Below are 15,312 nucleotides of genomic sequence, written 5' to 3'. Positions count from 1 at the left end.
GCCGGAAAGGTGAGGGTGTTATGCCAGCAGCTTGGCCAGCAATCCGTCCAGCACCGCGCGGCCCTCTTTGGTCGCAACGATCTTCTCCGGCGTGCGGATCAGCAATCCTGCGGCCTCCATCGGCGCGCTGCGCTCCGGCGACACCACCTCATCCAATGCCAGCCCCGTCGCGGCGCGGAAATTCTCCGCATAGATACCCTCGCTGAGACGCAGTCCCATCATCAGCGCTTCTTCTGCGCGCTCCTGCGGCGAGACCGACGTCTCGCTTTCACGGCCCTCGCCTTGCGAACTCACCTGCCCCAGCCAGGCTTCGGGTTTCCTGCGGTTCTGTGTGGCAAGCCACGTATCGCCGCGCAGGATGCGACCATGCGCCCCCGGCCCGATCCCCAGATAGGCACCCGAGCGCCAATAAACGAGATTATGCCGGCTTTCGCCGCCAAGCTTGGCGTGATTGGAGATTTCATAAGCCGGCATGCCAGCCGACTCCATCATATCCTGCGTCAGCTCGTAAAGCGCAGCCTGATCGTCGGAGGGCATGGGATGCAGCGCGCCGCGTGCGACGGCGCCGGCAAACCCCGTATTTGGCTCGATGGTCAGAGTGTAGAGCGACAGATGATCGCCAGCCAGCATCAGCGCCTCGCTCAGCTCTGCCCGCCAATCCTCGGCCGATTGCCCGGGCCGCGCATAGATGAGGTCGAAGGAATAGCGCGGCACGGCCTTGGCTGCGGCTTCGATGGCGCGGCATGCCTCGCCCGCGTCATGAGCGCGGCCAAGGAAACGCAGCACATCCTCGCGAAAACTCTGTACGCCGATGGATAGCCGGTTCACGCCGGCGGCGGCGAAAGCAGCGAACTTCTGCGCTTCGGCCGAATTCGGATTGGCTTCCAGCGTGATTTCGACATCCGGCGTGAGGCTCCAGTATTGCCGGGCCACCTCCAGGATTGCCGCCGTCGTCTCGGGCGGCATCAGCGAGGGCGTGCCGCCGCCGAAGAATACCGAGGTGATTGCCTCCCCCTTCCCGATCCCCGCTTCGGCGTAATGCCGCAGCTCGGCGAGGTAAGCCCGCTGCCATTGCGCAGCATCGACGCGCTCGCGCACATGCGAATTGAAGTCGCAATAGGGACATTTCGAGACGCAGAAAGGCCAATGCACATAAAGGCCAAAACCACGTCGTGGCGGAATTGTTGCTGCGACGGCCTCAGCCGAAACAGGCATCGATCAACAGCTTGAAAGCGCGGGCGCGGTGGCTGATCGCGTGCTTCTCCTCCGGCAACAGCTCGCCGAAGGTCCGCAAGCGGCCATTCATCACCTCCTCCTCGGGGATGAACATCGGATCGTAGCCAAACCCGTAGCCGCCGCGCGGCGGCCAGGTCAGCCGGCCTTCGACGATGCCTTCGAAGCTTTCGACATGCCCGTCCGGCCAGGCCAGCGACAGCACGGAGACAAAGCGCGCGCGGATCGGCGGCTCGGCGCCCTTGTCTTCCACCGCACGCCACACCTTCTCCATGGCGTGGTTAAAATCCTTCTTCGCCCCGGCCCAGCGCGCCGAGTAAATGCCCGGCACGCCGTCCAGTGCATCCACCGCAAGTCCGGAATCGTCGGCTAAAGCCGGCAGATTAGCACCGCGCGCAGAGGCCAAGGCCTTCAGTTCGGCATTTGCGGTGAAGGTGTCGCCGGTCTCTTCCGGCTCGGGCAGGCCGAGTTCGCCGGCCGAGACAATGTGCACCTTGTAAGGCGCCAGGAGATCGGCGATTTCACGCAGCTTGCCGGGATTGTGGCTGGCGATCACCAAGGTATCGCCGCTGAAACGACGGCGCCCGGTCATGACTACTTACCCACCGCCTGACGCTGCAGCACCATCAGCTGGCCGATGCCATGCTTGGCCAGGGCCAGCATGGCAAGGAATTCGCTTTCCTGGAAGGCATGCTTCTCCGCCGTGCCCTGCACTTCCACGATCGCGCCGGTATCGGTCAGCACGAAATTGGCATCGGCCTGCGCGGTGGAATCCTCCGCATAATCGAGATCGAGCACCGGCTGACCATCGCACAGGCCGCAGCTTACCGCCGCCACCTGGCCGGTTAGCGGAATCGCCGGAATGGCGCCCTCCTTTACCAGCTTGGCGAAGGCCAGATACAGCGCCACCCAGGAACCGGTGATCGCCGCCGTGCGCGTACCGCCATCGGCCTGCAGCACGTCGCAGTCGAGACGGATCTGCCGCTCGCCGAAGCCTTCCAGATTGGTGACGGCGCGCAGGCTGCGGCCCACCAGGCGCTGGATCTCCTGTGTGCGGCCCGACTGTTTGCCCCGCGAAGCCTCGCGTTCGGTGCGGCTATGAGTGGAGCGCGGCAGCATGCCGTATTCCGCCGTCACCCAGCCGCGGCCGGTATTGCGCAGGAAGGGCGGCACCTTGTCTTCGACAGTGGCGGCGCAAAGCACATGGGTTTCGCCGAATTTCACGAGGCAGGAACCCTCGGCATATTTCGCGAAACCCGGCTCCAGGCGGATCGGGCGCAACTGGTCGGCGGAGCGTCCGCTCGGGCGCATGATGGTCTCCTCGAAACAAGCGTATGAAACGATTGCGGTTCTAGTCGATAGTATCGGCAGGAACAACCGGCTAGAAAACTGTACCGCAATGTTATATCATAACAAACATGACGTTCATCATGGACAGCTAGGACCCTCACCTTGCGGATTACGACCCTCGCCTGCCTCACCACCTTCCTGACCCTGCCCCCTCTTGCTTTGACCGTCACAGCGGCCCGCGCCGAGAACGGCCACGATTCCGGCGGCCTGTCCTATGTGGCGGGCGATCTTGAGCTGACGTTCAGCCTCGATGCCGGCCTTGGCTTTTTCACCGTTCCCAATGCGCAAAACGGCGCCGGAAGCTTTTCGCCGCATGGCAGCCGGGCGAGCCGTCGCGACTGGCCGAAGGCTTCGTCGCTCCGGGATTGCAACTCGACTATAATCTCGGCGACAGCAGTCTGTATGGCGGCGTCAAGGTGACCGGCGCGCTCACCCGCGGCAGCGGAGATGCCGAATTGCAATCCACCACCAGCAACCGGCCCGAAGCGCTTGGCCTTGAGGAGCTTTTCATCGGCTGGAAATCCGGCATCGCATTTGCCGCCCTGGGCGAAGATGCCATCGATCTTTCCCTCGGCCGGCAAGCCTTCTCGGTGGGCGACGGCTTCCTGATCCTGGAAGGGACCGGCAATGGCGGCCGGCGCGCGGCCAAAGTGCTCGGCCCCCGCGAAGCCTTCGAGCGCACTGCGATTTTGAAGCTGAATACCCAGCCGGTGCGGGCAGACATCTTCCATCTCGAAAGCGTCACCGATCAGGACTTCATGCGGGGCGAAGATGCGCCTGCCGCCAAACTCTATGGCGCCAATATCGAATGGTTCGGGTCCAACCATGAGGATCATGGCCGCTTCGAGTATGAGGAGCGCGCCTGGTATGTCGGCGCCACGGTCTTACGGCTTTACGATTCCGACCGCGATCTGGCGCCGCAGCGCGATGGCCTCAACGTCTATGCAATCCGCACCGGCGGCGCGATCCTCAGCCAGGTCAGTGATGCGCTGAAGGATTTTGCGCTCTATTCCGAATATGGGATCCAGCGCAACAGCGACGCCGGCAATAAGCATCGCGCCCATGCTTGGTACATTGAGCCGCAATACACTTTCTCCGGCCTGCCCTGGCAGCCGATGCTCGCCTACCGCTACGCCCATTTCAGCGGCGATGCCGATGCCACTGACACCACCGGCAAGGCCTGGGACCCGCTGTTTACCGGCGGCGGTCCGCGCGGCTTTGGCAGTTGGGATCAGGGCGAGATCTTCGCCCAATATATCGGCGCGAACAGCAACCTCAACACCCATATGGTCCATTTGCTCGCCAAGCCCGCGGATGATCTCGCCATCGGCGTGGTCTATTACCGCCACCGCTTTGATAAGTCCGACATCGCCAGTGGCATCACCTCTGACAAGCTGACGCGCGAGCTCAATCTCTATGCCGAATGGGAAACGCCGCTGCCGGGCCTTGAGCTGACCTTCGTGCTCGGCGCGGCCAAGGCAGACACAGGCCGCAAGCAGCAGCTGGCGGCCGAAATCGGTGCCAGCGATGCCGATGACACCATGTATCTCGGCGCAGTGACCTTGAACTATACGTTCTAACTGCTGCGCCTAGCTCGCCAGCGGCGAGGCGGTTTCGACCGCCGGGCCGGGAATACGCTCGATCATGCCGCGGGCGATCTCGCGCTCGCCCATGATCACCATATTGGCGCCATGCTTGAGCAGGTGATCGACCTCCGCATCGGCATGGGCGCGGGCGACGATATCCAGGTTGGGATTGATGCGGCGGGCAATGTCGACGATGCCGCCGGCCTCGAACACATTGGGGATGGCGATGATGAGCTGCGCCGCGCGGTCCAGGCCAGCCGCCGCCAGCAGATCGGGACGGGTGGCGTTGCCGTCGATCACCTCGATCCCCTTCTCGCGCAGCTCGGCCACGCGCTTGTCGACATCCTCGATCACCAGGAAGGGTTGCCCCCGCGCTGTCAGCGCGTCGCCCACCAGATGTCCGACACGGCCATAGCCCACCAGCACCACATGGCCGCTCAAGCCCGTCGGCTTCGGCTTTGCCTTCATCTCCAACGCAGCTTCAGCCGTCACGCCAGCCTCCGGCGATTCCGCGGCCTGACTCGGGATTTCGCCGGATTCGCGGCCAAGCCGCCGCTCGATCCAGGGCCGCAGGCGGTCCGCCGCAGTGAAGACCAGCGGATTGAGCATGATCGACAGGATAGCACCGGCCAGAACGAGATCGCGGCCTTCTTCCGGCAGCATTCCCAACGAAAGGCCCAGCGCCACCAGGATGAAGGAGAACTCACCGATCTGTGCAAGGCTGGCAGAGATCAGCAAGGCGGTGCCGACCGGATGGCGGAAGGCCAGAACGATCAGGAAGGCGGCCAGAGATTTGCCGATCACGATGATGAACAGCGTGGCAAAGACCGGGAATGGCTCGCGCAGGATGATCATCGGATCGACCAGCATGCCGACCGAGACGAAGAACAGCACCGCGAAGGCGTCGCGCAGCGGCAGCGTCTCGTTGGCCGCTTCATGGCTGAGCGGCGACTCGCTCATCACCATGCCGGCGAAGAAGGCACCCAGCGCAAAGGATACGCCGAACAGCTTGGCGGCGCCGAAGGCAATGCCAAGCGCGATTGCCAGCACCGACAGGCGGAACAGCTCGCGCGATCCCGTATGCACCACGTAATGCAGAGCCCAGGGAATGACGCGGCGGCCGACCAGCAGCATCAGGCCGATGAAGATCGCCACCTTGCCCAGGGTAATGCCCAGGGCCGTGAGAATTTCGATTGAAGGCTGGCTGGCGGTGGCCGCGCCTTCTGCCGGCGCGAAAATTTCACCCATCGCCGGCAGCAGCACCAGCGCCAGCACCATCGCCAGATCCTCGACGATCAGCCAGCCGACCGCGATGCGGCCGCGCTCGGTCTCAACCAGACGGCGCTCCTGCATCGCGCGCAGCAAGACCACGGTAGACGCCACCGAAAGCGCAAGGCCGAACACCACGCCGCCGGCAACCGACCAGCCCAATCCAAGCGCCAAACCCATGCCCAGGATGGTCGCCAGGGCGATCTGCGCGATCGCACCCGGAATGGCGATGGCGCGCACCGACAGCAGATCCTTGAGTGAGAAATGCAGGCCGACGCCGAACATCAGGAGGATCACCCCGATCTCGGCCAGTTCGTTCGCCAGATTCTGATCGCCGACGAAACCCGGCGTGAATGGCCCGACCACCACACCGGCCAAGAGATAGCCCACCAGCGGAGAGACCCGCAGCCGGGTTGCGATGGCGCCGAACAGAAAGGCCAGGACAAGGCCCATGACGATCATCGCAATCAGCGGCGTATGATGGGGCATCCTTCGGGTGTCCTCCGGGGAGAGCTGGAATTCGCGGAATAGGCGGCCAAAATATGGCCATGGACCCGGGTAATCAACCCGAAGCGGCGTTAAAGTATCGTAAAGTATCGATAATCACACATCTTTCATCGGCCTCACCGTGTCATGGATCATGCCTCCTCCCGCGAGAGGCGAATCCGTCATGCCGCGGCCAGGCATCCATGCCTAGTCGCGGCCTGACAGCTTCATGACACTGTTCCATCAAGGCCCTACCGGAAGGCCTCAGCGCGGAACCGCCGTGCCGCCTCCTGCAGCGACAATTCCTCCTGACGGCCGTCGCGCCAACGGAAGCTGAGCGAGCCGCGCTCAGCCTCGCGCTCGCCTGCCACAGCCACCAGCGGCACACCCTGTTCATGCGCTTCGGCGATCTTGCGCGTCAGCCGCTCGCCGCGCGCATCCACCACTACGCGATAGCCCTCGCGGCCCAGAGCCGCCGCCGCCTTGCGGGCATAGGCTTCATGCGCCGCCGCGACATTAGCCACCAGGATCTGTTCCGGCGCCAGCCAGAGCGGCAGAGCGCCCTGATGATGCTCCAGCAGCATGCCGATGAAGCGCTCCAGGCTTCCCAGCACGGCATGATGGATCATCACCGGATGCGCCCGGCCATTGTCGCTGGTGACGTATTCCGCACCCAATCGCTCGGGCAACACGAAATCGAGCTGAACGGTGCCGCATTGCCAGGCGCGGCCATGATTGTCGCGCAGATGGAATTCCAGCTTCGGGCCGTAGAAGGCGCCGTCGCCCTGCTTGATCGCGAAATCGAGCCCCGCCTTGCGGGCTGCCATCACGAGGGCAGCCTCGGCGCGGTCCCAGGTGGCGTTGTCACCGGCGCGCTTGGCCGGCCTCGTCGAGAAGAAGACCAGCAGCGAGCCGAAACCGAAATCCCTGTAGATACTGCGCAGCAATTCGCAGAAACGCTGCACCTCGCCTTCCACCTGCTCCTCGGTGCAGAAGATATGGGCATCGTCCTGGGTGAAGGCGCGGGCGCGCATCAGGCCCTGCAATGCCCCCGAAGGCTCGTCGCGGTGGCAGACGCCGAATTCGCAGTAGCGCAGCGGCAGTTCATGCACCGAGCGCAGGCGCTTGTTGAATACCTGGATATGGCCGGGACAGCTCATCGGCTTCAAGGCGAAGGCTGAACTGCGCCTGCCCATATGGGTGCCGCTTAGGCGGAACATCTCGTTGGCGAATTTGTCGGCATGGCCGCTCTGCTCCCACAGCGACATGGAAAGCAGCTGCGGAGTGCGGATTTCCGCAAAACCGGCCTCGCGCATGCGGCGGCGGATGTAATCCTCAATGACGCGGTACAGCGCCATGCCGCGGGGATGCCAGAACACCATGCCCGGGCCTTCTTCCTGCTGGTGGAAGAGGTCGAGCTTGGTGCCGAGCACGCGGTGATCAGAGGCGTCCTGGCCGATCGATCCGTCCAGGCCGCTGGCGGCATTTAAGGCGTGTAGGCTGTGCATGACTGGTCTCCGGTGTTTCGCCGGGAAAAGACGGAGCCCAGAAAGACCAAGGCCCCGTCCGTCGCCGGCGGGGCCTCTGGGTCTTTGCTATCTGCGTCTCCTCAACACGCGCAACGACCTCGGCCCCCGCCTGCGGCGGCTACCTTAATCGTAACGACGGTGAGAATGACGTTCTGCATGGTGCCGTTCACGCTAAACAGCGGGCCGAAAGGCGTCAAGCACGAAAATGTCGCAATACAAAAATACGATAATGGGATCCCCGCTGACGCTTCGCCTGGTCGTGATGACGATCACAAAAGCCCGTCATCCCTGGCGAACGCAGTGAGACCCGGGATCTCATTATTTTTCAGTTGCCGGATTTACAATGGCGGCGGCGCCACGAAACCGCCGAAAGCCTGCTCGACCAGGGCGGCGAAGGCAATCGGCGTGCGATCCTCCAGATAAGGCCCGATCACCTGAACGCCGACCGGCAGGCCCTCCTTGCTCAAACCCGCCGGAAACGCAGTTGCCGGCAAGCCGCACAAGGTGGCAATGCCCGGCCAGAGGAACTGGTCGGCATAGGCGACCGGCTTGCCGTCTACGCTGACGACGCGACGCTCCATCGGACTGTGATCGTGCTTGAAGGCAGGCGTAGGCATCACCGGACAAAGCAGGATGTCCCACTCGCGGAAGAAATTGCGCCATTGATGCGCCAGACCCACACGCACGAAATCGGCCTGCATCCAGTCGCGATAGCTCGACACCAGGCTCAAAGCCGAAAGGCTCTGCAGATCGCTGGCTGACGGCAGAATGGCAGCGGCACGCGCCTTGGCCTGATCATATTCCGGCTGCGGCATGGTACTGCCGACAAAGGCCATCAGCTTGCGCAGATAAATGCTGCCGATCAGGCTGAGATCGGGCAAGAGCGGCGAAGTGTGGCCGATCTTGCAGCCCGTCTGCTCCAGCTTGGAGGCCAGAGCGGCAATGGCGTCGCGCACGGCCGCATCGATCGGCAATTGCGGATGGCTGTCAATCACCAGCACGCGGAAATCCTTCAGGGCTGCATGGCGCGGCGCCGGCAGTTGCAGCTTGTAGGCCGTCGCCATGTCGTCATCCGGTCCAGCCAGAACATCCAGCGCCAGCATCAGATCCTCGGCCGAACGCGCCATCGGACCGATGACCGGCAGATCGAAACGCGACGAGACGGAAAATACTGGCGCCCCCGGCGGCGACTGGCCGCGGTCGGGAATGAGATCGAGTGTCGGCTTATGGGCGTAGACGCCGCAGAAATGCGCAGGCACACGCAGCGATCCCGCCAGGTCCGAGCCGAGTTCCAGCGGCACATAACCCGCAGCCAGCGCGGCCGCCGAACCGCCCGAGGAGCCGCCTGGTGTGCGCGCGACATCCCAGGGATTGTTCGTCGTGCCATAGACTGGATTGGTCGATTGCCAGTCGGCCAGCAGCATCGCCACATTCGTCTTGCCAAGAATAACCGCACCGGCCGCCTTCAGCCGTGACACTGCGACCGCATCCTGCTGCACCTTGATATTCTGCGTGCCGGGAATGCCCCAGGTCGTCGGCAGGCCAGCTATATTGAAGGATTCCTTCACCGTCATCGGCAGGCCCAGCAAAGGCCGCATCTCGCCGCGCGCCAGCGCGGCATCGGCCTGGCTGGCGGCCACGCGCGCGCGTTCGAAATCGCGGACCGCCATGGCATTGAGCTTGCCATCCAGCGCCTCGATGCGTGCAATCGCCTGATCGGTCAGTTCCAGGGCGGAGATTTTGCGCGCCCGCAAATCCTGCAGCCATGCCGTGGCCGTGCGGTATTCCATGTTCGAACTCCTCCCCGTCGCCCGACTGTCACGCAGCAGATTGGCTCGCGCTGGCGTCCATAGCATGCTGGCGCTGCCGGCCGCAGCAGCAGCCAAGGTTCCGAAATCGCGCCGGGTGATCGCCATCGCCGTTCCTATTCTAGGTCTTTCTTATTGCGACGCTTCATGCTGACGCTGCTGCCGCATGAAAGATGCGGCAGGCGGCACCGGCTTGATCTGATGCACCGGCTTGACCTGATGCACCGGCTTGACCTGATGCACCGGCTTGACCTGATGCGGTTTGCCTGCGCGCAGCGTATCGGCCCAAGACGTCATGACGCTCAACTCTGTTGTTCCTCCTGCGTTATGACAAATGAGAAAATTTCTTCCTGTCCTGTCCCTCACCTCAACGGCAGACAGATATCCGTCATCAATTTGGTCGGCGGCACTTCACGCGGATTGTTGAGGTATTCTTCAAATACCGGCGCGTCGGCAGCCTCGCGGCCCGACTGCACCAGCCATTCGCCATAGAGCCAGTCGTAAGCCGCCTTCATGTCGGAATATGGCCCCTTGTGACGAAGCACGGCGTAATCGCCGCCGCGCAGTTCCGCGCGCTCCAGCGGCGCAGCGATGGGAAAATCTTGCGGTACGATCACGCCGGCGGCCGAACGCAGCTCCGTCTCCGGCACCGAAGTCGGATCGGAATAGAACAAACCCGTCATGCGCAGATCCGGCCGCAGCAGGCCGCGTGCCGCCAGCGTGCCGAACAGCGTTTCGAACGCCTTGCCGATCTCCATATATGAACCGCGATGCGGGATTACCGCGAGCATAGCAGGGGCAAGCGTTTTGATTTCAACCGCGCGCATGGCGGCATCTCCTTCTTTCATCACGGGCATGGCGGCATAGCGCTTATGGCTGCCGGATTTGCGGTATTCGGTGGGTGGCATGCCATAGGCATCCTTGAAGCTGCGGCTGAAGGCAGCGAGGCTGCCATAACCCGCGCGCGGCCAGATCGCGTCCACCGGCATATCGGTATGGGCAAGATCGGCGGCGGCACGCTGCAGGCGCAGACGCTTCACCGTCTCAATGACGCTTTCGCCATAGACCGATTGCCAGATGCGATGCCAATGCCAGGGCGATAACGCCGCCACATCAGCGAGCGTATTCAGGTCCGGCGCCTCATCCAGATGGGCGTAGATATACTCGATCACCCGGGTAAAGCGGCGGATATAGCCAGCCTGGCTGGCCGTATCGGCCGGCGGCTCAGGCGGCGGGAAGGATTGGTTCATGGGGACCTTCGCTTGCTTTCGACGGCCGGACGCTAGCACCGGGCCATTTGATAAATCTTGCGGAAATGGCAAAGCTTAGCTTCCCCTTACCCCCCGTCCCCGCAGGCCGGCTCCCTTCCCCTCCCGCTCAAGCGGAGAGGGTAAGGAAAAAGCATCCTTCCCTTGCCCACGTAGTGGGAGGAAGCGGGAGAGGGAGGGGCCCATGCGTCAGCAATGGGGGTGGGTGAGGGGCTGTAGCGCCTACTTCTGCACCGTGAACTGAATCCCAAACCACCGGAACCGGCCCGTTTCGCGGGTCGGCACAGTGCAGGAGATGCGGTCGCGCGGCGGCGAAAAGGCGTCGGGCGGCGTGGCCTCAAAGCGGTTGTCGCCAAGCCGGCTGGGCGTGATTGCCCTGCCCTGGCCCGTATAGCAGACCATCTGATGCAACCGCTCGACGTCGTCGGCGACAGTGAAACGCAGCACCGGCGGGTTCGGCGTCTGGCCGAGCCTGATCAGCACATCGGCCGGCTCAATTTCGGTCACTGCCAGCGGCAGGGCATTTACCGCCTGACGCAGCCGCTCAACACTGCCGAATGTCTCGTTCATCGGAAAGCGCGGCAGCCAGAACATGTCATGCTTGGCATGGGCGATGCCGGAATGCTGGCCAAACGCGGCGCTATGTCCGAGCGATTTCACCAGCGCAAGGCTCGGCGCATCCCATTCGCCGAAGGGATAGGCGAAGAGATCCGGCTTCTCGCCCAGTTCGCGCTTGAAGATGCGCAGCGAGGTCTCCAGATCCTCCTTGGCCGCCTCGGGCGACAGCGCCGGCAGGCTGGGATGGCGGTGCGAATGCGCGCCGATGGTCACACCTTCCCGCTTCATCTGCCGGATCTGGTCCCAGGTCAGATAGCCCTTCAGCTTGCTTTCCACCGGCTCGGTGGCGACGAACAGCGTGAACGGCAGCCCGGCCTTCTTCATCCGCGGCCAGCCTTTGGTGAAGGCCGAGAGATAGGCGTCGTCGGCGGTCAGCGCCACCGTACGGTCGGGAAGGTTTTCACCCTTGCGCATCCGGGCCATGATCTCGGGCAGCGGCAGCACGCTGTAGCCGCCCGAGGTCAGCTCCGCGATATGGGCGTCGAACTGCTCCAGCCGGATATTGGTGCTCGGGATACTGTCTTCGCCGAAGCGGTGATACATCAGGATCGCCGCATGGTCGGCCGCCATGGCGGGCGCAGCCCCCGGATTGCTGACGAGACTGCCCAAAAATAGGCCAGTTAACAGGGCGAAAAGGCGGTTTTTCATACCCCTGAGTGTAGCCCGAATGGCAGTCCGGGGGGAGACTTGGCCAGCCAATTCCGTTATAAGCCCCGCCCATGGGTAAAATTGCGCAAAATAAACGTGTTGCACCGGTCTTCTGCGGCATCGACACCGTCGAACTGCCCTTTGCCAGCCGTTGCGCCCGCGCCGCCGCCGCGGCCGGATTCGGGGTCAAGCTCGGCAAGGAGTTCTTCACCTTCCATGGCCCGGCCGAAGTCCGCGCCATCTTGCCGGTCGGCACGCCGCTGTTTCTCGACCTGAAATTTCACGACATTCCCAATACGGTGGCTGGCGCGGTGCGTTCCGCCGCCGCCGCCATGGGGCCGATGATGTTGACCATCCATGCCTCCGGCGGCCCGGCGATGATCCGCGCCGCCGTCGAGGCCGCCAAGGCCAGCAAAGTGCGGCCGATGATCCTGGCCGTCACCGTGCTGACCTCTTTGGACGACGCCGACCTGAAGGCGACCGGCATCGAGGACGACACCAGCACCCAAGTCCTGCGGCTGGCCAGGCTGGCGCAGGATAACGGCGCCGATGGCGTGGTCTGCGCGGCGACCGAGATCGCCATGCTGCGCGAGGCCTGCGGACCCGATTTCAAGCTGGTCGTGCCCGGTATCCGCCCGAAAGGCACAGCCGCCGGCGACCAGAAACGCGTGATGACTCCGGGCGAAGCATTCCGGCTCGGCGCCGATCATCTGGTAATCGGCCGCCCCATCACCGAGGCGCCCGATCCAGAAGCCGCAGCTCTGGCCATCGCGCAGGAACTGGTCGAGGTGGCGTGACATGGGCACCTTCACCAAGATCTGCGGCATCACCGATCATGCGGCGCTTGAAGCGGCGCTGGAGAACGGCGCCGATATGTGCGGCTTCGTCTTCTATCCGCCCTCCCCGCGCAACCTGAGCGCCGAGCAGGCGGAAGATCTTTTGCGCGCGATGCCGACCGGCACCGATCGCGTCGGCGTCTTCGTCGATCCCGAGACCGATTTCCTCGACAAGATTCTCGCCAAAGCGCGGCTCGATCTGCTGCAGCTTCACGGCGACGAATCCCCGGATCGCTGCCGCGCCATCAGCATCTATTTCGGCCTGCCGATCATCAAGGCGATCAAGGTTGCAACGCCCGCCGATCTGAAGCTGGCGGAGGAATACCAGGACGTGGTCGACTGGCTGATGTTCGACGCCCGTCCGCCCAAGGATGCGACGCGGCCGGGCGGCAATGCCGTCAGCTTCGACTGGACCATCATGCAGGGCGCGCAGTTCAGCCGGCCTTGGCTCCTGTCCGGCGGCCTGACGCCTGAGAATTTGAACACGGCCGTGAAGCTGTCCGGCGCCAAGGCGGTGGACGTGTCTTCCGGCGTGGAAAGCGCGCCCGGCAAGAAGGATCCGGCGAAGATCGCCGCGTTCCTGCAGGCGGCGAAGCGCTTGTGACATCCCGCGGTGTGACCAAGGACCTTAAACGATGACGGCGCTCAACTCCTATCGTTCCGGCCCCGATGAACGCGGCCATTTCGGCAAATTCGGCGGCCGCTTCGTGGCCGAGACGCTGATGCCGCTGATCCTCGACCTGGAGAAGCATTACAAGGCAGCGAAGGCCGATCCGTCCTTCAAGGCCGAAATGGATTACCTGCTGAAGGATTATGTCGGCCGTCCCAGCCCGCTCTACTACGCCGAGCCGCTGACCAAACATCTAGGCGGCGCCAAGATCTATCTGAAGCGCGAAGAGCTGAACCATACCGGCGCGCATAAGATCAACAATTGCATCGGCCAGATCCTGCTCGCCAAAAGAATGGGCAAGAAGCGGATCATCGCCGAGACCGGTGCCGGCCAGCATGGCGTCGCCACTGCCACCGTTGCCGCACGCTTCGGCCTGCCCTGCGTGATCTATATGGGTGAAGTCGATATCGAGCGGCAGCAGCCCAACGTCTTCCGCATGCGTCTGCTCGGCGCCGAGGTACGCGCCGTGAAATCCGGCTCGCGCACGCTCAAGGATGCGATGAACGAAGCGCTGCGCGATTGGGTCACCAACGTGCACGACACCTTCTACATCATCGGCACCGTCGCCGGCCCACATCCCTATCCGATGCTGGTGCGCGACTTCCAATGCGTTATCGGCGAGGAAACCCGCGCCCAGATGATCGAGAAGGAAGGCCGCATCCCCGACAGCCTCGTCGCCTGCATCGGCGGCGGCTCGAATGCCATGGGCCTGTTCCATCCCTTCCTCGATGACCGCGACGTGCAGATTTATGCCGTCGAAGCCGCCGGCGAAGGTCTGGATACGACCCGCCATGCAGCGTCGCTGGCCAAGGGCGTACCCGGCGTGCTGCACGGCAACCGCACCTTCCTGCTGCAGGATGCCGACGGGCAAATCCAGGAAGCGCACACGATTTCCGCTGGCCTCGATTATCCCGGCATCGGCCCCGAGCATGCCTGGCTGCACGATATCGGCCGCGTGAACTACGTTTCCGCCACCGACAAGGAAGCGCTGGAAGCGTTCCAGCTGCTGTCGCGGCTGGAGGGCATCATCCCGGCGCTGGAATCCAGCCATGCGCTGGCGCATGTGATCAAGCTGGCGCCGAAACTGCCGAAGGACCACCTGATGGCGGTCTGCCTTTCGGGCCGCGGCGACAAGGACATCTACACTGTGGCAAAGGCATTGGGGGTGCAGCTGTGAGCCGGATCGACAAGCGTTTCGCTGCGTTGCAGGCCGAAGGCCGCGCCGGACTGGTGACCTTCATCACGGCCGGCGATCCCGATCTGCCCACTTGCGCGCGCCTGCTGGCGCAACTGCCGGCAGCCGGCGCCGATGTCATCGAGCTCGGCATGCCGTTTTCCGATCCGATGGCGGACGGCCCGTCGATTCAGGCCGCCGGTCTGCGCGCGCTGGCGAACGGCGCCAGCATGAAGACGACGCTGCAGCTGGTGCGCAACTTCCGCAAGCAGGATAACGACACGCCGATCGTGCTGATGGGCTATTTCAATCCGATCTCGGCCTATGGCGTCGACGCCTTCCTGAGCGATGCCAAGGCGGCCGGCGTCGATGGCCTGATCGTCGTAGACCTGCCGCCCGAGGAAGACGACGAATTGTGCATCCCGGCGATGAAAGCCGGCCTCAACTTCATCCGGCTTGCCACGCCGACCACTGACGAGGCACGTCTGCCTGCGGTGCTGAACAACACCTCTGGCTTCCTCTATTACGTCTCGATCGCTGGCATCACCGGCGCGGCGGCGCCGGACCCGGATGCCGTCGGCAAGGCCGTGGCAAAGATCAAGCAGCACACCAAAATTCCGGTCGCGGTCGGCTTCGGCATCCGCGACGGCGCCCGTGCAGCTGCAATTGCCCGCGTTGCCGATGCGGCCGTCGTCGGCACCGCTTTGGTCGACCGCGTCGCCGAGGCGCTGCAAAAGAATATCGATCCGGCCGAGCATGTGCTGGAGCTGGTGCGCGAGTTGAGCGCCGCCGTCCGCGGCGTCGTCAAGGCCGCGGCCTGAAGTAAGGAGTTTTTGC

The 15,312-nt window shown here is 63.6% G+C and carries 15 protein-coding genes; 6 read left to right on the top strand and 9 right to left on the bottom strand.

Annotated features, from left to right (window positions below; genetic code table 11):
* Positions 1 to 18: 18 nt before the first annotated feature.
* From hemW to rph, 3 genes are read right to left on the bottom strand one after another with little or no spacing between them, the layout of a single operon-like run.
* Positions 19 to 1,215: a radical SAM family heme chaperone HemW gene (gene hemW / locus Q0603_RS06735; RefSeq protein WP_298723889.1), complete on the bottom strand. Its 1,197-nt coding sequence runs from the start codon at positions 1,213 to 1,215 to the stop codon at positions 19 to 21.
* Positions 1,199 to 1,825: an RdgB/HAM1 family non-canonical purine NTP pyrophosphatase gene (rdgB, locus tag Q0603_RS06730; RefSeq protein ID WP_298723887.1), complete on the bottom strand. Its 627-nt coding sequence runs from the start codon at positions 1,823 to 1,825 to the stop codon at positions 1,199 to 1,201. Before rdgB ends, hemW begins: the two co-directional genes overlap by 17 nt.
* 2 nt (positions 1,826 to 1,827) lie before the next feature.
* Positions 1,828 to 2,544, bottom strand: coding sequence for a ribonuclease PH (rph, locus tag Q0603_RS06725; protein ID WP_298723885.1), 717 nt, complete (start codon positions 2,542 to 2,544; stop codon positions 1,828 to 1,830).
* A gap of 141 nt (positions 2,545 to 2,685) precedes the next feature.
* Between rph and Q0603_RS06720 the strand changes: the two genes are divergently transcribed.
* Positions 2,686 to 3,003 (top strand): hypothetical protein, encoded by a 318-nt coding sequence (locus Q0603_RS06720; protein ID WP_298723883.1) that lies wholly within the window; start codon positions 2,686 to 2,688, stop codon positions 3,001 to 3,003.
* The gene (locus Q0603_RS06715; RefSeq protein WP_298723881.1) at positions 2,949 to 4,163 is read left to right on the top strand and encodes an alginate export family protein; all 1,215 of its coding nucleotides are present in this window, start codon (positions 2,949 to 2,951) and stop codon (positions 4,161 to 4,163) included. The genes Q0603_RS06720 and Q0603_RS06715 overlap by 55 nt, the downstream gene beginning before the upstream one ends.
* 9 nt (positions 4,164 to 4,172) lie before the next feature.
* Here Q0603_RS06715 and ybaL read toward each other — a convergent pair whose 3' ends face one another.
* The 6 genes from ybaL to Q0603_RS06685 form a co-directional block, all read right to left on the bottom strand.
* The gene (gene ybaL / locus Q0603_RS06710; RefSeq protein ID WP_298723879.1) at positions 4,173 to 5,927 is read right to left on the bottom strand and encodes a YbaL family putative K(+) efflux transporter; all 1,755 of its coding nucleotides are present in this window, start codon (positions 5,925 to 5,927) and stop codon (positions 4,173 to 4,175) included.
* Positions 5,928 to 6,175: 248 nt separating this feature from the next.
* Positions 6,176 to 7,432 carry a threonine--tRNA ligase gene (gene thrS / locus Q0603_RS06705; protein ID WP_298723877.1) on the bottom strand — a complete coding sequence of 419 codons (1,257 nt, stop codon included), beginning with the start codon at positions 7,430 to 7,432 and terminating at the stop codon, positions 6,176 to 6,178.
* 359 nt (positions 7,433 to 7,791) lie between these two features.
* Positions 7,792 to 9,369 carry an amidase gene (locus tag Q0603_RS06700; protein WP_298723875.1) on the bottom strand — a complete coding sequence of 526 codons (1,578 nt, stop codon included), beginning with the start codon at positions 9,367 to 9,369 and terminating at the stop codon, positions 7,792 to 7,794.
* A 24-nt stretch (positions 9,370 to 9,393) separates the two neighbouring features.
* Positions 9,394 to 9,558, bottom strand: coding sequence for a hypothetical protein (locus Q0603_RS06695; protein WP_298723873.1), 165 nt, complete (start codon positions 9,556 to 9,558; stop codon positions 9,394 to 9,396).
* Positions 9,559 to 9,623: 65 nt separating this feature from the next.
* Positions 9,624 to 10,511: an AraC family transcriptional regulator gene (locus tag Q0603_RS06690; protein ID WP_298723872.1), complete on the bottom strand. Its 888-nt coding sequence runs from the start codon at positions 10,509 to 10,511 to the stop codon at positions 9,624 to 9,626.
* 240 nt (positions 10,512 to 10,751) lie between these two features.
* On the bottom strand, positions 10,752 to 11,717 hold the full coding sequence (locus Q0603_RS06685) for a polysaccharide deacetylase family protein (RefSeq protein ID WP_298723870.1): 966 nt from the start codon (positions 11,715 to 11,717) through the stop codon (positions 10,752 to 10,754).
* 149 nt (positions 11,718 to 11,866) lie between these two features.
* Between Q0603_RS06685 and pyrF the strand changes: the two genes are divergently transcribed.
* Genes pyrF through trpA form a run of 4 tightly spaced genes read left to right on the top strand, consistent with a single transcriptional unit; the run spans position 11,867 to position 15,296 of the window.
* The gene (pyrF, locus tag Q0603_RS06680) at positions 11,867 to 12,592 is read left to right on the top strand and encodes an orotidine-5'-phosphate decarboxylase (RefSeq protein WP_298723868.1); all 726 of its coding nucleotides are present in this window, start codon (positions 11,867 to 11,869) and stop codon (positions 12,590 to 12,592) included.
* A 1-nt stretch (position 12,593) separates the two neighbouring features.
* Positions 12,594 to 13,235 carry a phosphoribosylanthranilate isomerase gene (locus Q0603_RS06675; RefSeq protein WP_298723866.1) on the top strand — a complete coding sequence of 214 codons (642 nt, stop codon included), beginning with the start codon at positions 12,594 to 12,596 and terminating at the stop codon, positions 13,233 to 13,235.
* Positions 13,236 to 13,266: 31 nt separating this feature from the next.
* Positions 13,267 to 14,478: a tryptophan synthase subunit beta gene (gene trpB / locus Q0603_RS06670; RefSeq protein WP_298723864.1), complete on the top strand. Its 1,212-nt coding sequence runs from the start codon at positions 13,267 to 13,269 to the stop codon at positions 14,476 to 14,478.
* Entirely contained in the window at positions 14,475 to 15,296 is an 822-nt protein-coding gene (gene trpA / locus Q0603_RS06665; RefSeq protein ID WP_298723862.1) for a tryptophan synthase subunit alpha, read from the top strand. The genes trpB and trpA overlap by 4 nt, the downstream gene beginning before the upstream one ends.
* The last annotated feature ends 16 nt before the right edge of the window (positions 15,297 to 15,312 follow it).

Source organism: uncultured Ferrovibrio sp., from assembly GCF_937960835.1.
Lineage (GTDB): Bacteria > Pseudomonadota > Alphaproteobacteria > Ferrovibrionales > Ferrovibrionaceae > Ferrovibrio.
This window is presented reverse-complemented; position numbering and strand designations above follow the sequence as displayed.